Annotated in this window: 16 protein-coding genes; 9 read left to right on the top strand and 7 right to left on the bottom strand. The window is 54.4% G+C overall.

From position 1 onward, the window contains the following. Nucleotides 1-220: 220 nt before the first annotated feature. The 3 genes from FJ146_09140 to FJ146_09130 all read left to right on the top strand — a co-directional run bounded on the left by FJ146_09140 (nt 221) and on the right by FJ146_09130 (nt 5,369). Complete coding sequence (locus FJ146_09140) at nt 221-1,144, top strand: hypothetical protein (protein MBM4252122.1); 924 nt, start codon at nt 221-223, stop codon at nt 1,142-1,144. A 141-nt stretch (nt 1,145-1,285) separates the two neighbouring features. Beyond that, nucleotides 1,286-2,995 (top strand): hypothetical protein, encoded by a 1,710-nt coding sequence (locus FJ146_09135; GenBank protein ID MBM4252121.1) that lies wholly within the window; start codon nt 1,286-1,288, stop codon nt 2,993-2,995. 163 nt (nt 2,996-3,158) lie between these two features. Beyond that, nucleotides 3,159-5,369, top strand: a complete 2,211-nt coding sequence (locus tag FJ146_09130; protein ID MBM4252120.1) for a DUF342 domain-containing protein — start codon at nt 3,159-3,161, stop codon at nt 5,367-5,369. Nucleotides 5,370-5,391: 22 nt separating this feature from the next. Here the strand turns inward: FJ146_09130 and FJ146_09125 are convergent, their stop codons facing one another. From FJ146_09125 to FJ146_09100, 6 genes are all read right to left on the bottom strand, one after another. After that, complete coding sequence (locus FJ146_09125; GenBank protein ID MBM4252119.1) at nt 5,392-7,461, bottom strand: DUF3488 domain-containing protein; 2,070 nt, start codon at nt 7,459-7,461, stop codon at nt 5,392-5,394. After that, nucleotides 7,458-8,534, bottom strand: a complete 1,077-nt coding sequence (locus FJ146_09120; GenBank protein ID MBM4252118.1) for a hypothetical protein — start codon at nt 8,532-8,534, stop codon at nt 7,458-7,460. The genes FJ146_09125 and FJ146_09120 overlap by 4 nt, the downstream gene beginning before the upstream one ends. 3 nt (nt 8,535-8,537) lie before the next feature. Next, entirely contained in the window at nt 8,538-9,494 is a 957-nt protein-coding gene (locus FJ146_09115) for an AAA family ATPase (protein ID MBM4252117.1), read from the bottom strand. Nucleotides 9,495-9,659: 165 nt separating this feature from the next. Then, on the bottom strand, nt 9,660-10,532 hold the full coding sequence (mtnP, locus tag FJ146_09110) for an S-methyl-5'-thioadenosine phosphorylase (GenBank protein ID MBM4252116.1): 873 nt from the start codon (nt 10,530-10,532) through the stop codon (nt 9,660-9,662). A gap of 11 nt (nt 10,533-10,543) precedes the next feature. Next, nucleotides 10,544-13,042 (bottom strand): RNA-binding transcriptional accessory protein, encoded by a 2,499-nt coding sequence (locus tag FJ146_09105; protein ID MBM4252115.1) that lies wholly within the window; start codon nt 13,040-13,042, stop codon nt 10,544-10,546. 59 nt (nt 13,043-13,101) lie between these two features. Continuing rightward, complete coding sequence (locus tag FJ146_09100; GenBank protein MBM4252114.1) at nt 13,102-13,518, bottom strand: nucleoside-diphosphate kinase; 417 nt, start codon at nt 13,516-13,518, stop codon at nt 13,102-13,104. A gap of 245 nt (nt 13,519-13,763) precedes the next feature. Between FJ146_09100 and FJ146_09095 the strand changes: the two genes are divergently transcribed. The 5 genes from FJ146_09095 to FJ146_09075 all read left to right on the top strand — a co-directional run bounded on the left by FJ146_09095 (nt 13,764) and on the right by FJ146_09075 (nt 18,992). Next, nucleotides 13,764-14,306 carry a hypothetical protein gene (locus FJ146_09095; GenBank protein MBM4252113.1) on the top strand — a complete coding sequence of 181 codons (543 nt, stop codon included), beginning with the start codon at nt 13,764-13,766 and terminating at the stop codon, nt 14,304-14,306. Between the two features lie 51 nt (nt 14,307-14,357). Continuing rightward, the gene (locus tag FJ146_09090) at nt 14,358-16,058 is read left to right on the top strand and encodes a DUF2339 domain-containing protein (GenBank protein ID MBM4252112.1); all 1,701 of its coding nucleotides are present in this window, start codon (nt 14,358-14,360) and stop codon (nt 16,056-16,058) included. A gap of 75 nt (nt 16,059-16,133) precedes the next feature. After that, nucleotides 16,134-16,505 carry a nucleotidyltransferase domain-containing protein gene (locus FJ146_09085; protein ID MBM4252111.1) on the top strand — a complete coding sequence of 124 codons (372 nt, stop codon included), beginning with the start codon at nt 16,134-16,136 and terminating at the stop codon, nt 16,503-16,505. Continuing rightward, on the top strand, nt 16,502-16,903 hold the full coding sequence (locus tag FJ146_09080) for a HEPN domain-containing protein (protein MBM4252110.1): 402 nt from the start codon (nt 16,502-16,504) through the stop codon (nt 16,901-16,903). Before FJ146_09085 ends, FJ146_09080 begins: the two co-directional genes overlap by 4 nt. Nucleotides 16,904-17,126: 223 nt before the next feature. Next, the gene (locus tag FJ146_09075) at nt 17,127-18,992 is read left to right on the top strand and encodes a hypothetical protein (GenBank protein MBM4252109.1); all 1,866 of its coding nucleotides are present in this window, start codon (nt 17,127-17,129) and stop codon (nt 18,990-18,992) included. Between the two features lie 13 nt (nt 18,993-19,005). Here FJ146_09075 and FJ146_09070 read toward each other — a convergent pair whose 3' ends face one another. Next, on the bottom strand, nt 19,006-19,218 hold the full coding sequence (locus tag FJ146_09070; GenBank protein MBM4252108.1) for a hypothetical protein: 213 nt from the start codon (nt 19,216-19,218) through the stop codon (nt 19,006-19,008). 201 nt (nt 19,219-19,419) lie between these two features. Between FJ146_09070 and FJ146_09065 the strand changes: the two genes are divergently transcribed. Continuing rightward, a complete protein-coding gene (locus tag FJ146_09065) occupies nt 19,420-21,057 on the top strand; it encodes a hypothetical protein (GenBank protein ID MBM4252107.1) in 1,638 nt (545 codons plus the stop codon). The last annotated feature ends 211 nt before the right edge of the window (nt 21,058-21,268 follow it).

Genomic DNA, 21,268 nt, shown 5'->3' with positions numbered 1-21,268 from the left:
ACTTTAGATAGTTTCTAAAGATATAGAAATATCAATATGTTGCATGATTGATGTCTTTATCGACCTGGGTCTTCCTGTAAAAAAACCCAATATTTTGGATGTTTATTGTTGGTTTTAGAAAATAGACTAAACTCAACAACGCAAGGTGCCGACAAGCATACATGGCACCTGATGGACATCTCCTCTCCGCGTCTTAGTGTGCATTGGGGGAGGTTCGGCCATGCAAGCTATCAAGTCAGTGGTAGTTCTAACGGGAATCACCGCAGTCAGCTTTTTCAGCTGGCAGCTGCGGCACGAGCGGCACACCCGTGCGGCTCAGGCCATGGCAGAGCAGGAGATTCGCCTTGCTAGCTTGCAGGTAGAATTAGCGCGTCAGCATGCCAACCGAGAGGCTTATGTCGTAAAAGAAAAGATCAGGCTAGACGACATGGAGCAGAAACTTGCGGACGCCAAAGGCTTACTTGCCAGACTAATGGACCAATGGACTGACGCGCGCGACCAGGTGGTTGCTAATGGACGTCTACCAGACCCCAATGAGGACCTAAGGGGAGAGCAGGCACGTGTTGCCACCATGCGTAAGCAACTCGAAGGACTCCAGCAACGACTTGCTTCATTAGACTCCGAGAGGGCTAAGCAGCTCGGCGGAATCGAGAAGCAGCAGCGCGCGACGGAGGAGGAGTACGCTTGGCAGGTGGAGACACTGAAGCAGGAGATTGACACGTGGCAGATGCGGCAAGCCGAGTTTGCAGCGGCCCGCGGCGTAAGCGCGGCAGATCGCAAGCTCGTGGAGCAGCAACTAGCTGCATTAGGGATGAGCGAAGCCTCGCTGCAGGAGCAGCAGTATATGCTAAGCCAGTCGCAGGCGGCGCTGGTGCGTCAGGTGACGAATAGCTACGCGACGCAGAAGGCGGACCTGACGAGCCAGAAAGAGCGACTGCAAGCACAGATCGCTGCCAGCTTATCCCACGCCGAGGATTTAAAAGTTGAGATCGCTGTGCACAATAAAAGGGTTGATGCCGATAAGGCCACCGCTCGTCTGTTGCAGGACAAAGTCAAAACTCAGGAGGATTTAGTAGCGCAATTGACTAGCGACCTGGTTACGGTGCAACAGCGCATTAAGGGTGCGAGCGCGGCTCCCAAGTGAAAAAGTCGCGGCAGAAGTGACTGTCACGGGGTCTCGCTCGCCTCACGTGTCCCCCATTAATTGCGATGCAAGCCAGACGTGAATCAGCTAGACTCGCGGGGCTTTATTTTTCGTTTTAACGTATCCGATGAGTTCAGGGCTGTGATGCGCAAAGGTGGGTCGTATCTGCGGGAGTTTGGGTGGTTGCTGGTGCTGATCCTGGCGGTGTTCGCCCCGTTTTTTTGGCAGCTGCCGCTGCCGACCACGGGCGACCAAAAGACTTACATGGCCCAAGCCATGGAAATGGCAGCGGCCGGCACCTGGCTGAAGCAGACTTTATTCGGCATGCCCAACTACTATAAGGGCCCGCTACTGTTTGTTCTGCTGCGGATTGGTTTTCTAGTTTTTGGTCCCTTGTCACCGGCGGCGCTGATATATGCCAATATCATCGGCTACGGGGTTGCGGCTTGGGCGATCCTCAAGCTTATGGCGCGTTATTTACCGGAACGGCGGGATCTTGGGCTCTTGGCGGCAGGAGCCACGGTGCTCAGCACTGGGGCCTTTGCGCACGGGTTGGCGGCGCAGATGGAGGCTTTGCTGGTCGTGGTGTATGCCGTCTTTACGGCAGCGCTGGGACTCGCAGACCGGGGTGAGCAAGGGACGTCGTGGCGGCGCCTAGCCTGGGTCATGGCTGGTACGGCGGGTCTACTTAAGTCGCCCCTGCATAGCGTCCTCCTTGGTAGCAGTGCACTCATTTACTGGACTTGGACGCGGCAGTGGACCAGTCTCGTCAGACGCCCGGCCGAGTGGCTAAGTCTCTTCTTGGGTATCCTGGTCGGAGCCTTGCCCTATGTGGTGCTTCTCTCAATAGACCACGAGGCGTTCTACGCCACCTATATCGAGCGCGAGCACCTGACGCGGGGCACGAATCAAAATGACCTGCTAGGTGCGGTAGGGCCTTTTATCGGCGGCCAATTACAGCCTTTTATCTTGTTACTTTTGTTTGGTCTGGCGGCCGGACGTCGGCGTCGACCACTCAACGCCGATTTGTCACTCATGCGACCGCAGTTGATGCGCCTCATTATCTCAGTCGGTATACCAACGACGCTCTTCTTTGCTTGGCATCACTTTCATAGTGACATCTATTTTTTGCCACTGCTCGCGCCTCTTAGTATCTTGACCGCTCTCGTCGTGGGAAATCTGGCCGATGTTTATCCACGCCTTTGGTTTGCGGCTAAGGTGAGTACGGCGGTAGTGCTAGCTGCCGTCGCCATGCTGCTCGATCTTATCGTAGCTCGGTTTTACCCGTTTCCGGATTGGTGGGCTGGCTATCGGACGCCCGTTATCACGATCGCACTGGTAGTCTCTATCCTCAGCTTGGTGTTGTTTGTAATACGAAAGGATCAGTTGCGATCCGTCTATGCCCTACTTGTGGCCCTAGTGTCTCTTTACATTGGCACCGGCCAGTTGTTGCTAGGTTTAGAGGCTCATGAGCGCGCAGCCTTGGTCAGTACTACATCAGATTTGGCAGCCAGGCCGTGGTCGCGTCTCAATCTGACCGAGAATCTCTGGGCAGACCAAGGTCTCCTCAGTGTGCTTTTGCAGCGTCCGATTGGTGTCGTCATTTCCAGGGCAGCACTGAGCCAGTCATTGACATCTGGCTCCGTCCTGTTTGTGATTGATGAGGCTCAGTTGGCCATCGTCAAGGACGAGGCCCAGAGTTTAGGGCGCAACGATTTAATAATACGCCCCTACCACACATGGAGGGTGCATGGCCGTGCGGCCAATGGGCAACCGGCCTGGCGCGTAGCCTGGGATGAACGCTCGATGTTACCGCTTGAGCAGACCGAGTTTGCGGTGTTTTTGCCCTAGAACTGCCGTAGTTCTGCCGTAATTCTGTCGTAGTTCTGGAACTCTCCTGAAGCTTTTGGTCATTAAAATACGGCTCAGCTTATTTTGTTTACCGTAAACCAGTGGTATGATTTAGGTAAGTGATAAAATCTCGATTTTAGTGGCTCACCCCCCCGGGACTATCATGAGACTGCTCCTAAACAAATTGCGTCTGGTGCTAACGGCCGATGTGCGGCCGGAGGATCACGCGCAGCGTATTGAGCAGGCTTTGCTGCGGGGCGATAAGTCACTCGAGAAGCTGATCACCGAGGGTCGCTCGCAACGGATTTACTTCACCAAGATGCTTGATTGGGCGACCCAACGTGCTGCTAGGTTTCATCAGCGACTGCGCGTCGTGGTCGCCATCGGCATTCCGCACACCACCCATATTAGGGTGCACAAACGCACATTGATGGACCGTTTTCGCGGTCTGGCGTGTCGCATCACAATCGAGCCGGGTAGTGTCATTGCCGATACGCGTCTCACGCTCGCGGTCTGTGCCATGATTGCCGATGCGACCGGTCTGGAGCTAGAAGATATTGATGACGAGGACGTTTATGAAGCTCTGAAACGTGCACGTGTCTCTCGTTATCCCGAGACGAGTCTCATCGGGTTGTACCGGATACGGGATTGGCAACCTTGGCTAGAGATCTCTGAGGGCGCTGTGATCAGACGGGCCAAGACGGGGGAACTTGCCCTCTACGTTGACGAGCCAGAGAGTTTTTCCGATACTCCCGAGCTGATGGCTAAGGCTGAAGCCACACTTATGACTAGGCTCATGGAACCAACCTCTGGCTTACCTTTGACCGATATCGCGACGATCATGGGGCGCTTTGGCTCTCTCGTGAGACGCATGCCGCAGTATTCGCGTCACCGGCGTAACGGTCCTGGTGGACGGTGGGTGATTTGGCACCAGGCCGATGTCGGCGGGCGCAGCGGGCGTAGTAAGTCCGTGCCAAGGACCGTAGAGGTTCATGCTGAACTGGCGGCCGATCGGATGCAGGCCTTCCTGAGCGTCAAGCCTCTGGTCTCGCGCGGCGCTAAAATCACGCGCGAAGAACTCCGTGCCCTGCTCCGGCTAGAGGGCGTGGTTGATCCCTTCATGGATGAGCTCGACCGTATTCAGGAGGAGGTAGCCAAGGGCAAGGCCGTGGTAGCTCGCTTGGTTGCGGCAGGCTCGATTCCAAGAGCTCCCGAGCAGCCAACCTTGCGGATTGCACTCGTAGCTGAGGATAAAACTCCGGTAGTGCTCAGAGATTTACTGGAGCAACCTAGCTTTGATATTCGTAGTATTCAGCCAAAGCGCTTTGTCGCTGCGGGCAGTTTAGTCGCCGTCGTCGACTTTGCGGTACCCGGGGAAAATGGCCGGGATGTGCTCGGTCAAGAGTTACCGTTTAGGACCGACGAGAGTGTCGACTTTGTGGCTGGTAAAGGAGTTGAGCAGCGCGGTCTTCTGTTTTTTGCGCTCGAGGCCGGCGTCGGCAAAATCAACGGCAAAGAAGTGACGGTCGATGCAGCCCTCGAAATTACCGGCAACGTCGACCTTAATACGGGCGATGTTGAGGCACCTGGACCACTTTCGATCGCAGGTAGTGTGGAGACTGGTGCTTCGGTCGTTGCCAAGGGGGCCATCAGTATCGGCCAAGCTTTTGCCGGTAAGTATTTACGCGCATCTGGAGGGCTCACCGTTCAGGGTGGTGTGCAGTGTGTGCGCGGCGGCATCCTGATGGTCACGGGCGATACCCAAATTAAGTTCATGCAAGCGGGCATTTTGCGCTGTCGTGGCAATGTGGTGATTGAATCCAATATGACAGGTGGCATCATTGAGGCCACGGGCAGCGTGACAGTGGTTGATCCCCAGGGTGGTATCTTTGGCGGTCAAGTAATCGCCGGACAGGATATTAAAGCCGGCAACATCGGTCGGGATGGTGGTCAGCAGGTGCAGCTCTGGTTTGGCTCCTCAGTTGAGAGCGTCCGGCGCCGTGGTAATTTGGCGCGTCGTCGTTCCCTCCTGAATGCACGCCTGGAGACGCTCGAGCGCTCTGGTTTGGGTGGTGCCGCCAAGGGCAGCGAGAAGCTTAGTCGTCGCGATGAGCGTCGCCTCGTTAGGGAATCTATCGAGAGGCTTACCGCTATGATCGCCAAAATTGACGATACGATAGAACAGCTCAATGCCACGCTAAAAACATCAGCAGCGGGTGCTCTTGAGGTTAAATCCTTACTTGCTCGTGGCTCAGTACTATCACGCGATGCCCAGACCCTCATCGTCGACTCATCAGTGATGGGTGTGAAGGTCGTCGCTACCAATTCTGGTCTAGTGCTTTCGGCACTTGAGGAAAAGAAGAAAGAGGAGTGAGGACAAAAGACTCATTCATAGTTCACAGGGAGTGCCTTTTTCTCAGGCGCGGTCGCCAGCGCCGTAGTTCGCGAAGTAACTGCGCTCGCTCCGGGATAGTCCGTGGGTTGGCGGCGTAAAGGTCCTCGTGAAGAGCACGATCAACCAGATTTAATTGCGATGCATCCTCTATCGCTTGGGAGGCTCGCTGATGGAAGGCGCTAAAACTTTCGCCCGTGCGGCGCTTTAAGCCTAGTTTTCCGACGCTCCTGGTAAACAATAAGTAGTATGATGGCACGGCCAATGCACCATGGCGCATACCACGACTGCGAAGGAATATGTAAATCAAAACGCAGACTAGGCCGGCTCCGCCCATCAGCATATAACGGGGTGGGATAGAACCAAACTCTGGGGTGAGATCGGATGTTTTGTGGCCGAAGTTCCTTAGCTCTTGCCATAGTTCTTTCTGCGTCGCTTGATCGTAGTCTATGACGTAGCGATGTAGCCAAAAGTTTAGACTATTGGTCAACATCTGCCAGCGCGTCCGGTACAGTGATGTTGGATCATCAGTTGTGGGCGTGGGGTCAAACGGGACCCATCCATGATCAGGGCTAAATACTTCTACCCAGGCGTGCGCATCCTCGTCACGCACATCTAAGGTCCCCAGCATAGTATTGTAGAGTCCACCGCGGTATCCAACGACGAGTCTGGCCGGAAACCCAAATGCGCGGAGGGCGAGCACAGTGGCCGTGGCGAAATATTCACAGTGACCTCGTCTATCGATCACTAAGAATGCTTCGAGTGCATTTGTGCCAGAAAAGCTGTTAGCTAGGGTCGAGCGATAATGGCGTCGGAAAAGATCCTCGATCCGAATCGTTAGCTGCTCGAGTTGGGTGTACTCACCGCCAGTGCCAACTTCAGTCAGCCAATCTTTGAAAAATTTAGCGTCTTTGATGGCGGCCGGGATCGTTAGATATCTGGCTCTGTCTTCGTCGGAAATGACGACTTGATGACTTTTCCGTCGTGTCTGGTCAGCGATTGATGCTGCGGGAATAAACTGCACTTCATAGCTCAGCCTATCCACTGCGTGGGGATCGCGGATGACCTGGCCGTGACTACTGCTGAGAAAGTGCACGTTTGGTGTATCGACACTACGGATCGATAGCAATGTGCCTGGGTAAAAAATAGTGTTCAAAATACTAGGTTCAAGATGAATCCTAGCTTTTTTGATAGTCGCTGATTGGCCGCTGTCTAGCTCGCTGTCAGTCGTTCGATGCGCTGCTTTAAAAGTAGCCATAGTGTTATGCCACCTGACACCATCAAAACTATCCAAAGAATCGCCGCGCATGAGAAGTGAACTGGCGGATGATTTTAGCCAGTCTTCGTCTTGAGATTCAACCATCAGATTGAGCGCGTGAGATAATTGTAATTCTCCATCAGCGCTCAGGTTTACCAGACCCGTGTAGCCGGTGTAATTATCGCCACGTCCCCGTGTAATACTCCAGCTAAAACTTTGCACGCGGGGAAAGAAAAGAAAGATGACGATACCTGCAAGAATTCCCACTGGGATCACATAAACAAATTGACGGAAGTAGCCCCGTGGCAGCGCGTCGCGCCGTCCCTGTGTTTCGAGGGCGCTGAAATAGAGATTGGCGGCATTGAGGTTAAGCATCATGAGAGTAATGAAGATGAGAAAGCCAAGATAAATGAGACTCGTTGAGCCCGCCGTCATTGCCCCGATGGTGATCACCGTGGTGTTGAGGATAGCGAGCCAATAAGAGCGGTAGCGATCATGACTTATGAGCAGCCAAGGTAGCGATCCAGAGATGATTTCTATGAGAATGCTGACAAAGCCCTCGGTGTTCGTGATGCTAAGCGCTTGCTGGCTAACGAGGATCAAAAGGGAACCACCGATCGCCAGTCCCAGGGCGCGACGGTGTCGGAGCCACTGGTGAGCGGGTTGAGAGATCATCAACGTAGCGAGGAGAAAGTAGCCAGCCAGCACCATGGGTCGTGCTACCTGTGATGCTACGCCCAAAATACAACTAGTCAGCAGCAGTAGCTGCCAAGTTAATCGGTAATACTGATTAATTTGAAAACTGTGAGTTTTCATGGAGGTGCCGTCCAAACTTGCTTAACGCCTCCCAGTTCAAAGCTGATGCCGTCCTCAGTCAACGTGATGCGTTGTGTATGGTTAGAGCCAGGCAGTGTTGCGGTCGTCACTTGCATGAACCCAGCGTGACGTCGGTCAAACGGCGGTAGGCGCGCTGTTAGCACGCGGCAGGGATTCAGCCCGCGAGCCACCGGGCCGCGGCCGAGGTCTAAGTAGTAATCTTTGCCGGCGTCGTCCAATACCTTCATCAAGGTGCGTAATCTCACCAGCATCATCTCGTAAGAGGCTTCAGTGCTCGCACCTTTTAGGAGATCTGGCGATACCATGATCGTAACGGTGTCGTCAGCGCCGTGGGACCTATACTGTTTACTGACCCATTGCCCTTGCGCCTTTCCGGCACTACGCTTCAAGTCTAGTGGACGTAAACCGTCGCTTGGGACATAGGGCCTATGGCCACAAAAATCACGCTCATCAGCGGGCTTCAGGAAGCTACTATTGAGCTGCTTTTGCATAGCGATACCAAGAGCCTGATCCACCGCTGGCGCCACTAAAATCCCAGTCTCTAGCCGATCTAGCTTAAATTTTTCCAGTATCCCGAAGGGGAAGGTTGTGACCTGCACCGTCTTCAAGAGGTCGTAAGACCCACGAGGAAAACCCTGTACAGCAACTGTATTCGTATGTGCATGGCGAGGACTAAGCGAACTAAGATTGCTAATGCCTGCAGCTCGGAACGGTTTTGCGATTAACTGGAATCGCGGCTCCTGCAGAAAAAAGTAACTACGCATTTGAAATATCGAGAACCAGGTGCTGCTGTTTTTGATGCGAAAGCTGATTTGAAAGGGAGTATTGGCATCGGTCAGCACCCCGCCGATGGTCTCGATTCGGTAATGTTTCATGGCGAGCTCAGAAAGTAAACCTGACACGATAAAGCCGCCGAGGCCGGCGCTAAGAAAGACGTAAAGCGCATTGATGCCAGTGCTGATGGCGATTAAGCCGACCAGGAGAATGAGACAGAATGCATAGATTCCTGGCTTGGTAAATGAGATGCCGCGATTTACCTTGGGATAGTACATAAACTAAACGATATCGACTTCGTTGAGGAGTGTCGTAATCACAGTATCCGCCTTAGCCTCGGTATGAGTCATAATTCGATGTGCCAAACAGGGTATAGCCAGACTCTGGAGATCGTCGGGAGTGACGAATGACCTGCCTCCGAGCATGGCTAGAGCCTTGGCCATGCGCAGCCACAACACTCCTCCCCTCGTCGATATGCCGAGGCGGATTTTGGGATGGGCGCGGGATGCATCGACGACGCGTTTTACATACTGCGCTATGGCTACGGCTACGTGAATTTGTTCGAGCGATCGATGCAGCTCCTGGAGCGCTGCCGGACTGATTAAATTGTCAGGTACGTCAACCAATGGGTCTTTGGCGGCAGCTTGCAGGATCTCGAGTTCGCGTTTGGCGCTGGGGTAACCCATGTGTAGTTTGGCGGCAAAACGGTCGAGTTGTGAATCAGGTAGATCGTAGGTGCCGATGCTATGGACTGGGTTTTGCGTCGCAAACACCATAAAAGGTCGCGGCAGTTCGTGGCTCTGGTGATCAATGGTCACCGAGCCCTCGCTCATGGCTTCAAGTAGAGCTGATTGCGTGCGCGGTGAGGCGCGATTTAGTTCATCGGCCAAAAGTATATGGGTAAAAATCGGACCGCGATGAAAAACAAAATGATGTTTATTTTGATCGTAAACCTCAACGCCGAGGATATCGGCTGGGAGCAGATCGCTGGTGAATTGGACACGTGCAAAGGAGAAGCCGAGCATCTTGCCCAGAGCCTTAATAAAAGTCGTTTTGCCCACTCCCGGCACGTCCTCGAGTAAAAGATGGCCACCGGCCAAGAGAGCGCATAGAGTCACGTTTGTGACTTCACCCTTGTCGTCGATGAGCCCTGCCAAGGCCCGTCGTAATGCGTTCAGTTGCGCGCTTGCGTCACTTACTATGGGCTGCGTCATTTGATTTTTAAGTCGAGCGTCCATACCTTAGGGTATCGACACCCCGTGGCTATACTTGACCCCAAGGCAAGGTAAGGCCATGCCTGTGCAGGGGGAGGGACGCAGGTCTTTGTTCCAAAACTGTAAATTTAGGCGGTCATATTGCCAGGCTAGTGAGGCGCTAGCCCGAGGGTAAGGTGGCAGATTCGTTCACTTGAAATATTTACCGTAAAGTAACTGCAGCCTGGCCTTAGTCGCTGCCGGTATCTGATCCTGACGCGTCATGACCGCATTCTTAGCCGCGCTTAGCATGGGGCTCTCAGATGTGACCGGAAGGATTTCAGCCACCCTTTTAACGATACGATTGGCCAGCTCACTGTTAGCTCTTAGAACCTCGAGCACCATGGCGACAGTGACGGAAGCATGGGTGTCATGCCAACAGTCATAGTCCGTAGCAAGCGCCAGCATGCCGTAACAAAGCTCGGCCTCGCGGGCCAATTTAGCCTCGGGAATGGCCGTCATACCGATCACGGCTGGTGCTAGAGTTTTACGGTAATATTCGGATTCTGCCCGTGTCGAGAAGGCCGGTCCCTCCATGCAGACATAGGTGCCGCGGGCATGAACTCTTGCCCCCTCCGCTTTGGCTGCGTCAATAATGCAGCCACGCATTTCCGGGCAAAAAGGCTCGGCGAAGGTCACGTGACCGACGATCCCATCGCCAAAAAAAGTCGACTCACGCACGCCTTTGGTGCGGTCGTAAATTTGATCCGGTACCACCATATCGCCCGGCACGATGTCAGCCCGCATGATGCCGCAGGCGCTGACCGCTAGAAGATGGGTCACGCCCAACTGCTTTATGGCGTGAATGTTGGCGCGGTAGGGGACCTCGGAGGGAGTCAATCGATGGCCTATCCCGTGGCGGGGCAGAAAATAGACCGAGCGACCTGCAACTTCAGCTTCTACTATAGCATCGGAAGGTGCGCCGAAAGGCGTCTCCATCCGATGCTCACGCCGCGGCGTGATGCCGGCGATCTGGTAGAGTCCAGACCCGCCGATGACGCCAAGTTTCACTGCCTGTGCCATTGCTGGTCCCGTCACTTGCGGCCAAATTTGCTAAGCAAATCGTCCATAGTGAAGCTCTTCTCCGGCTTCGACGCCGGACGCTGCCCGCCACCGCGATGCTGCTGGGAGCCCGATCCCTGGTGGTAACCGCCACGCTGCCCACCTTGGCGTTGCGCTTGGCCTCCGCCCTGGTGTGCTTGTTGGCCCTGCTGTCCTTGGCGCGGCTGCCCTTGAGGGCGCTCGGCCGACGGTGTCTTGCAGCTAAGACTGATGCGTTTACGTTGCACGTCAACGTCTAGCACGCGCACCGAGAGTACCGTCCCGACAGACACCACCTCGGCCGGATCTTTGACGAAGTTGTCGGACAGCTCGCTGATGTGGACGAGGCCATCTTGGTGCACACCAATGTCAACAAAGGCGCCAAACGCGGTGACGTTGGTGACGGTGCCCTTAAGGACCATCCCCTGCTTGAGATCGCTGAGCTCGGCCACTTCATCGGAGAACATGAGGCGCGCTCCGTCCTCCCGAGGGTCACGGCCCGGCTTCAGAAGCTCGGCAGCAATATCCTGCAAGGTTGGCATACCGAGTGACTGGGATACGTATTTCTCCCACTGGATGCCGTTAATGATGTCGCGTTGCCCAATGATCTCGCGGACCGGCTTTTTCAAATCGTCAGCAATCATCGTCACGATGTCGTAGCGCTCAGGGTGGACCGCCGAGTTGTCGAGCGGATTATCTGAATCCGGCACTCGCAAGAAGCCTGCAGCTTGCTGGTAAGCTTTGGGTCCGAGGCCTGTCACCTTACTGAGCTCAGCGCGGCTGCCAAAGCGGCCGTGCTGGTTGCGGTACGAGACGATGCACTTGGCTAATGTGGGGCCCACACCCGACACGTAGCCCAGTAACTTGTACGAGGCTGTGTTGAGGTTGACGCCAACTTTGTTTACGCAGGATTCGACCACTTCCTCAAGGCTGCGGCCTAGCTTGGTCGGATTGACGTCGTGCTGATACTGACCGACACCGATGGAACGTGGGTTAATCTTCACGAGCTCGGCGAGCGGATCTTGGAGACGACGGGCAATACTGACGGTACTGCGGATCGTTGGATCCAGGTCAGGAAATTCCTCGCGCGCAATGTCCTCAGTTGAGTAAACGGAGGCGCCGGCCTCGTTGACCACGAGACGCTTGACGTCTTTCACGCCAAATTCTTTGATGACACTCGTGATAAAGCGGTCGATCTCGCGGCTACCGGTACCGTTACCAACAGCGATGCATTTGACTTTGAACTTGTCGATAAAGCCGGCGATCACCGTTTTGGCTTCCGTGTTCTTCGGTGCATCTTCACGACGGTAGTCGGGATAGACTACTGCTGACGCAAGTAATTTGCCCGTCTCATCAACAACTGCCAGTTTAGAACCGGTACGTAGTCCTGGGTCGACGCCCATGACGGTTTTGTTGGGGATGGGTGGGAGTAGCAGCAGGTTTTCCAAATTCTTCGAGAACACGTTAATAGCACCGTCCTCAGCCGTGTTTTTCAGCTGCAGGCGTAGCTCGGTCTCGATCGATGGTCCCATGAGACGCTTGTAGCTGTCGTCGACGACCGAGGTTAGCCACGTCTTAACGGTGTCAGTCGCCACCTGTGGGCCCAAGACCGCAGTCCGCAGATCGCCGAGGATACGGTCCTCATCGACTTCGACGCTCACGCGCAGGACTTTTTCAGCCTCACCGCGCCGCACTGCCATCACGCGATGTGACGGCGCCGCTTTAAGGGGCTCGCGGTAGTCGAAGTAATTTTCGTATTTCGAGGCGTCAGTCTTCTTGCTGCGGCCTTTTTCCTCGGCTTCGTCTTCACCGTCGCCGGCTGCTTTACCAGCCGATGGCTTGGTAGCCTCTTTGTCCTCAATCTTTTTCGAAACGAGCTGACCACTCTCCTGGCTGATGCTCCGGACGATGGCGCGGTAATCAGCGGTCTCGTTGATTCGCTCGGCCAGAATATCGGCCGCTCCCGCTAAAGCTGCTGCGGTGTCCGGTACGCGCAACTCGGTGGGGACGTCCTTGTCGGCGGGAGTAACAAAGGGCGCCGCCGCTGCCTGCAGATCAGTGAGCGACTGGCGCGCGCTGAGAATCAGCTCTAACAGGGGCTCTAGGCCTTTTTCTCTGGCGATCATCGCCCGCGTCCGCCGCTTCGGCTTGAACGGTAAGTAAAGGTCCTCAAGCTCTTGACGCGTTGTGCACGCCTCGAAGCGCTTTTTCAGCTCGTCAAATTTGCCTTGGAAGGCGGGATTCTTCTGGCAGTGTTCTTCCACCACCTTCAGGTACTTGATCTTACTAGACTCAAGCTCGGTCAAGTACTGATAACGGTCACGGATGTCGCGCAGCTGGACTTCGTCCAAGCTACCAGTCATCTCCTTGCGGTACCGTGCGACGAAGGGAATCGTGCACTCCTCCTCAAAAAGGAGCTTGATAGCACTGTGGACTTGGGCAGGCTTGATATTCATCTCGCCCGCGACTTTCTGCATCAAGTTAATCGACATGAGCCGTTCACCTTGCTGAAGTATGGTGGTCAAAATTGCGCTTAAAAAATCCTGGAGTGTTAGCCCACTTCCGTCGCTGCGAAGAAGTAGTTCACCTCGGTGCGTGCGTTCTCTGGGCTGTCAGAGCCATGCACGGTGTTCTCGCCAATCGACTTGGCAAAGTCCTTACGGATCGTGCCCGCAGCGGCTTTAGCTGGATCCGTGGCGCCCATGAGCTCACGGTTGCGAACGACGGCGTTCTCGCCCTCGAGGACCATGAGGACGACGGGGCCCGAGGTCATCATCTGCACCAGCTCACCAAAGAAGGGGCGGTCCTTGTGGACAGCGTAAAAGCCTTTGGCCTCATGGTCGGAGAGGCGCTTGCGCTTCATCGCTACAACCTTGAGTCCGGCCTCCTCAAAACGGCTGACAATCTTGCCTACCAGGTTGCGCTCGGTGCCATCGGGCTTGATAATGGAAAGGGTTTGCTGAATCACGGGTAACTCCTATCGGCCGGCCGCACATGGCCAGCTGCGTTGATTACATATCCCAAAAGCCACTGATAACACTAGATATTTATCCAGCGTGTGCAGAAGCAAAGTGCGTGGAAACCAGGCGGGGATTCTACTACTTGCGACAAAATGTGCAAGCAGCGCCTGCAGGTAGAGTTCGGTCGGTCGATTTCTCTAAAGTTTCAGGGGCATTTTGCCGAATCAAATAAGAGTACACCGGAGGTTTGGCCATGAAAAACCCGACCAATGCAGTGCCCGAGCTCACAGCTCCCGAGATCATAACGACCTGGGAGGCGCTTGTGGACGAGCTCAGCCGACTCCTGGCTACGAGTGGCGGTCAGCTCGGGAAGCAGTGCAACCTCACCGTTTATGCATCCCACGCTGGCGGACCCACAGACCAGAGCCAGTTTAAGGCGCTGGCGGCGCCGCTGCTCCACTGCATCATCCAGCACGGCGTCGAGCGCCCTCTCCAAAGGCGTGCGGCCAAGAAATCTACTGTGGCACAGGTGGCCATTTCGGTCGACTGCGTGAATGATTGGTTCTTCGTCCGTGTCAGCGACGACGGGGCTCAGGTGCGTAACGACGTGGTTTATGCGGTGGGTGGTGAGCTCAGCGCCGAAGTCAGCCGGCTCCTAGCGACCGGCGGGCACTTCGCCGTGGAGAGGTCTAATGCGCGCGGTATGAGCTACACGTTCTCGTGGGAGCGGCGCGATGTGCAGCTGGTGGCTCTGCCAGACCACGAAGTGCAGGGAAACTCCGAGTCGGCGGCCTGAGTCCGCTCCTAGTAATCGCGTAGTTATCGTCGCAGTCTGCAGGAGCAGAACATGGCCGAGTTGGACGAGGTGCTCAAGGATTTCGAGCAACGACTGAGCAGCGTGGAAGCCGAATTACGTAAACTCCGCGGCATAGCTCCAGCCGCCGAGGCTGAGCCACGTCTCACGCCGTCTACGGAGACGCCGCATGCTCTACCAGCACACTACGAGCCGCGGGCTGTAGAGAGAGCAGGTGCGGCCAATGCACCCATCGCATCGGTAGACTCCTCGACAGTTCTGGCAATTATTGGTGTCGTCTTTGTGATTCTGGCCGGTGCCTTTTTCATCAAAATGAGCGTGGATTCTGGGTTTTTGACGCCCATACGCCAGGTGATCCTAGCGACGGTAGTCGGCGTGGGCTTCTTTTTGGCACCCCAGTTTCTCGCACAACACGCTAAAGCCTACGGGGCGATTCTCGCTGGTGCCGGAACCACCATCCTCCACCTCACCTGGGTCGGTGCCTTTGTAGTTCACCAGTTAGTGCCAGCAACCGTGGCCCTGTTGTGTGCAGGCGCTGTTGGTATCGGCTCGGTGGTCGCCAATTTTGCCGATGGTAGTCGGATCTACCTTCTGGTCGCCATGGCCGGAACGTATCTGGCGCTGCCCATCGTTGGCTACAACAGTCCCGACTGGATTGCTATGAACACGTTTTTGGTGATCTGGAACGTGTCGTTTTCCCTAACCGCATTGGTTCAGAAGCGACGCGATGTTCTCTTCGTCGCTTGTTATTTTGCCCTGTTTACATTGCTACTCATGACAAATCTGGCGCACACCGAGGACCAACGCACAACGCTGCTTGTCGTGCAGCTACTTCAGCTCGTCGTATTTGGAGCAGCGATGCTCACCTATTCGGTTAAACATCATGAGCCGCTCACGTCCGGTGAGAGTGTGGCCTTGTTGATAGTGCTGCTATTATTCTACTGGTCATCGGATCATCTGGTATCACAAATCACACCATCATTGGCGCCGTTGTTTGGTCTCGCGATCGGAAGCTTTGTCATGGTTGTTTACTATATGGCGCGGCGGTACCTTGGTAGGGAATTAAAGAGTGATCAGGCGCTCATTACGTTCACGACAATCACCTGGGTACACTGTCTTTACTTTCAGTTGCTCAGTGAGCCCCTACAACCGATCGTAGCTCTTGTGCTCGCAATGGGGGCTTTACTCGTGTGGCACCGCTCACCACAAGAGCTCCGCATCCGCCTGCAATGGCCACTCCTTATCACGGGGTCGACCGTGATTTACGGTGCGATCTTGACCTTTTTTGCGGTCGATACCGTGACAAATTTGCACCTTTATAACCTCGCTTATGGTTTAACAGCCGTCGTTACCTTTGGCGTCATGGGAACAAAAAAGCAGCCTGAGTCCAGATTTGTCCGCTATGCTGAGGTCCTTCTGGGGTTCGGCCATCTCGAAGTTTTGCTCGGACTTTATCGTTTATCACTGGATCTCTCTTGGTCAGGCGCCCTGTTTGTTAGCATGACCTGGGGACTTTACGCCGTGCTCATCCTGGCTGCCGCCAACTGGTGGCGTGACCGAACTTTAGGGCACTCGGCGCTGCTCATTCTTCTGGCTGTTGGTCTCAAGGCCGTCTTTTACGACCTTGTAAGCACCACAAATCTAGTGCGTGTCGGCTGCTTACTCGGCGGCGGTCTGCTGCTGTATGGGTGTGGCTGGGTTTTAAAAAAGATGCGCACCTGGGAGGATCGTTGAAAAGTCTTGCTGTAGCGGAATTTATGGCGTAATGCACGAATTAGACTCTGCTTAATCCGGTAGATTTGAGTAAATATGTCGCTGCTTCGTTTCATGAAAATTAGTGCCGATGAGGTCGATCTTGCTGTGCATGCCTATGTCGACCAAATCACTGCAGTCAGCATGCCGACGGCCATCTACGTTTTTGGCTCGATGGCAAGTGGACAGGCCAGTGTTGAGTCCGACATTGATTTGCTGGTCATTTACCCGGACGAAGCCACGGCTAGGGCGGCTCAAACAGCTGTGTTGCGACTCAAGTGCCCTTGTTCCGTGGCTGCCGATATTATTTTTATCGACGTTGCTGCATGGTGGCAAAGGCGTCGTTATAGTCCCTTAATCGAGACTGTCCAAACAGAGGGAAAGCTCGTATACGGAGCCGCACCGCTACGGAGAGAAGCTACCCAATGACTCCATCTAAAGTTCGCAAGTACAAAAAAGAATACGCCGAAGAACTTTTGCGAATCGCACAGTCTGACCTCGATGCTGGTCACGCCATCCAAGCTGCACGTAGTGGTCGCGCGGAGAATCTCGCTTATTTTGCCGAGCAAGTGGTAGAGAAATCTCTAAAAGCTGTGCTTTGCATCAGAGAGATCGCTTTTCCTGCGACACATGATTTACGCCAACTGATAGATTTGATGGGACCGAGCGACGTTCCGCCGCATGGCGATGCTCTCGGAGAACTCACCATTTACGGCGCAGTCCGTCGTTATGAAGAAGGGCCTTGGAGTCTTAGTTGGGAGGAGGCCGATCTGGCTTTAAGCGCAGCCAAAGATGTGCTCGCCTGGGCCTTGGCTTGCAAAGGTTGATTGATACCTTACCTGATCTGCCGTTTGCTGTGAGCGAATAACTCACTAATTTATCAGATATTTTTGGTTGAGCTAAAGTTTTTCCCCAACCGGCCGATGATGGCATCACTGAATGCGCCCAGGATCAGCCTAGCGCATGCGTCTAGTGGACACGCCACGTGGATCCATGCAGGTCCATTGCGTGAATGCGCAAAGCGGCGAAAAGCCGCAGGGGAGGAATTCTATGGCCAGGTTTGTTATGACACGCACCAAAGCGTCGCTGGTGATACATGCGGCCCTCATCGCAGCGGTAGGGGCGATGGGGTGTGCTAAAAAGAGTTCTACGGCCGATCCCGAACCAGAAGTAGCTGACGACTCCGGTGGTGGTGGGGGAGGCGGTGGCGGTAGCACCAGTAGTGTAACGCCAGATGCGCAAGCGGTCATCGCTGCGCTAGTTGCGGCGATCGGACCGAGCACGGCTCTGCTCGGCGCTGACGATCAATTGACGGCCGATCAAGCCGATCAGGTCGGCAACGCAGCCGAGCGTGCAGTACTATCTGCTGGTCACGGGAGCTCGTCAGACTATACGGAAATCATGGGTGACATCATGGGTGGCGCCGAGGGCAGCCTAGACACTGTGGGAGTTACTGACCCTGATCAAGTGACCGGGCTGAGTGGCAAGATGGCTGGTAGCCTCTTTAAATCTTTGAGTGAGGCGGACGACGAAAACCTACCTGACGATGCAGCTGCCGAAGGCCAAACAGCTAAGGGTACGGCCATTGCCGCGATCGGCCAAGCTGCTATGGCCAATCTGACGGCCGCTGGGGTCCCCGACGCGGATGTGCCCGAGACTTCTGAGGCCATGTCGAGTGCGATCGTCGCACGTGTGGGTGCCGCTGGATCCGGCGAAGACGACATTATTGAAGGCGAGCTGCCGGCGCTGTCGGCAGGGCTGACTGCGGGTATCTCAACGCTGCCACCTACCTCGATATCTGCCGACGCCGCACTGAGCGCCGTATCGACAGGATCGACCAAAGGTCTTGCGAGTTTGGCTACAAAATTGCCGTCATCAGGTAGTGCCGAACGAGCACTGACGGGAATCACTGCGGCAATGACGCAGCAGTTGAGTAAGTTTTCGACTGACGCCCAGTTGTTACCCGACTTGGCGGCAAAAATTTCCAGCGGTGCCACGGCCGGTCTCGGGCCTGTGGTGACGGCATTCAGTATGAGCACGACGGCGCAGACTGACCTTGTGGCGGCCACTACCGCTGGGCCGACCCAGGCACTACCTACACTGGCCAGTAAAGTCCCTGCGATGGCTACCTCGGATCGCCTTGCAGCGATGCTCGACAAAATCACTGCAGCGCCGGCCAGCGGTCTATCGAAGGCCGGATTTCCAGCCTCGCAAGTACCAGATCTACTGAGCGGTATGGCCTACGGTGCCTCGGCTAATCTTGGGGTACTAACGGCGATCAGTGGGATTTCTCAGACCAATACCAGCGCTTTTCTGGGCAAAATTTCGCAAAGTGCTAATGCGGCTGTTGCTGCGGTGGATGTCCCGAGTTTTGCGCCCAGTACAAATTTGGTGAAAACTATAACGACGAAAGTGTCCACGCAGGCCACAGCCGCAATAAACCGGATCGCGGCGGCTGACCCTAACTTCAGCAGTAGTCACGCCAAAGATGGGCTGCTAGCCATCAGTAATGGTGCGACGGCGGGACTTGGGAGTCTGGCGCAGCTAAATAAAATCAGTGGCGGTGACCTCGGTGCCATCGCGTTGGAAGCTAGCAAAGGTGTCATGACCAGTCTTGGTAGCTTGAATGTCCCCGGTATGTCGAGTTTATCGACATCGACGATTGCGAACGATCTCAAATCAACGATGACATCCGCATTCAACAATATGAACTCAATCAGCGGATTCAACCCTAGTACTGCTGGCACACAACTCAATCAAGACTGGAGCCAACTACAGAGCTCGACATTCAGTCAGGTTTCGATCCCAACGTTTGACATTACAGCTATGAAGACAGAGTGCACCAACAAAAAAGGTACTTGGGATAATGCACGAAACCTCTGTGTCTTCGCATCCTACCCGTCAATGACGATGTAGGATTGATCGGGGGTTAATAACAGCGTAGTTCACCCATAATCTTCACAACTCTAGTGCCACCAATCTTGTAACAACGATTGATGGCCTTTTTATATTCAATCGCTTCGTCCTCATTGAGAGGGGACGATCCATTTTCATTGCCGGCGACACTGGTTTGACAGGCGCTGAGTCCTAGCGTGGTAAGGCACAAAAGTAGGCTCACGATACGTAGAATGGTTGTAGCCATGACCGTCCTCGCTAAACTCAGTAACATAGTAGGTAATATGTCCCTTAATTATAGCAGTGGCGGCTTTAGAATGTATAGAAGCGCGGCAGCTTAGGTGCCGCAACGCGGCGCCGTGATGCTATAATTGCCGGTAAACAAATATAAAATATGAAATTCTTGAATCCTCAAATCCTCAAATCATTGCATCTTTGGGATGGTATCATGCGTAGTCGTTCAAATAGCGTTTTGAGTGAATTGCAAAAAATGATGGTTTTGACTATTGCCTTGGCATTCTTGGGTTGTCGCGCCAAGCACGACGGTGCTACGTCAGATCTGACTTCGAGTTGGCTCCTAAGTGGTTTGCAGTTGCCGGTAGAGCCTTATCCCTTTAACAGCCTGCCGCTCAGCCGGCTGGAGGAAGATGCTGCGGGACCTCTGCACGGTCAGCCCTTACCACCTGTCGTCCCCGTCAAGCATCTTAAGCAGCTGCCAGAGCATGGTATTCGCTACCTACAGACGAATCGCGCGATTGCAGAGTACGTGCGACCGGGCGACATTTTTGTCGAATTCCAGACAATGGGGGCTGAGGACCCCGATCCGATGATGCTGATACAAAAGGGGATGTATCACGCAGGCATTGTCATCGCTAACCAAAGCGGTGAGCGCAGTCTCTTTTTTCCCAACGCTGAGGGCGATGCCTTTCTCTGTCACATCGACACCACTGGCGGCTACGATCCATCAGGGTGTGGATTTGTCAGCCCCACGCATTTCTTTCGTGTTACTGATGCTGACCCCGCGCAGGTTCAAGATGCTGCGATGCGGCTATTTCGTAACTGGCGCTACGACTACATGTTCAAGCTGGCAGTTGATTCGCAGAGCGATATCGATGACTTCAAGAAATCGCTCAACGGCAGCGACAAGACGCCTCTTTATTGCAGTGAGTTGCCTTTTATGGTTCATGCGGTGGCAAGCGGTCGGTTCCCCGTGAAACCCGTACCCATTGCACAAATTTTGGCCGAATTTAACGACTTTCGCGCCGCAAATCAGAGTCTATATCGTGCCGACTTAAATGATGATGTCGTCACAAAGTCCATTGTCAGATATTTCTCGTCGTTTCTCCCCAGTGGCGTGGACTCACTCGTCGATAATCCCGTAGCAAGGCGGTACGTCAAATCAGCATTAAACAAGCGCCCCGAACCTAGCGACGACGCCAAGGGCATAGCGGGGCGTCGCCTGGTCCCACCGTGGATTTTTATGGATGCGAGTAAAAGCGGCGCTAGTCCCGTCCGCTACATTGGTACTTATTATCCAGTTGAATACAAAACTGTGGCCATCCCTGTGGATAGCATGAAGCGTATCGCTTCCATTAAGGGGCTGATCGATAGCACGCAGCGCAGTATCAGTGCCGCTAGCTCCCATCTAGCCCTCGCCAATTTCAGCGAACAAGTGAAGCTCCCGCAGACTGGTCACCACCCGAAGAACGTAAGGTTCGTCCAGTGGGTGCGACGTAAACCAGAGGAGCGCAATGCCGTCACAGATTTTAAGTCTATGAATATAGCGCGCAAGGCAACCGCGGCGTATTTAGTTGAGCAACTCAACAAAGTGGAGAAAGAGCAAAATCTGGAATATCAGGCATTTATCGATATCTGTGATACGTTTCTCTACAGCAACGACGCTCTCACCAACGCCAGGAATACCCTCGTTCAAGGGATGAAGAAACTTAAGAATGATCCTGAAAGCATCACGTCTATCGAGACGAACGGTAGTGCCGACGATATGAGACTCAGGCAGCAGTGGGAAGACTTCGGTTGCCCGATGGCTTCCCGCAGTGCCTTCGAAACACTCACTCAAGGAACTTAAGTATGAAAGTCAAATCATAGGCGCTTAACTCAGTGTTGGCGAAATCTGGGGCTGACTACAGCTAGCCAAATCCTCACCTAAATATGCCCATTCAATAGCTTACGCCCTCCCTGCCGATAGGACGCAGGGAGGTATCGCCTATGTATTTGTCAATAGGTCAAGCGAGTCGGGCACTTGGCACCTCAGTATCAACGCTGCGCCGGTGGGAGCA

Source organism: Deltaproteobacteria bacterium (assembly GCA_016874735.1).
GTDB lineage: Bacteria > Bdellovibrionota_B > Oligoflexia > Oligoflexales > CAIYRB01 > CAIYRB01.
Note: the sequence above shows the minus strand (reverse complement) of the source record. Positions and strands in the feature narration are given on the sequence as shown.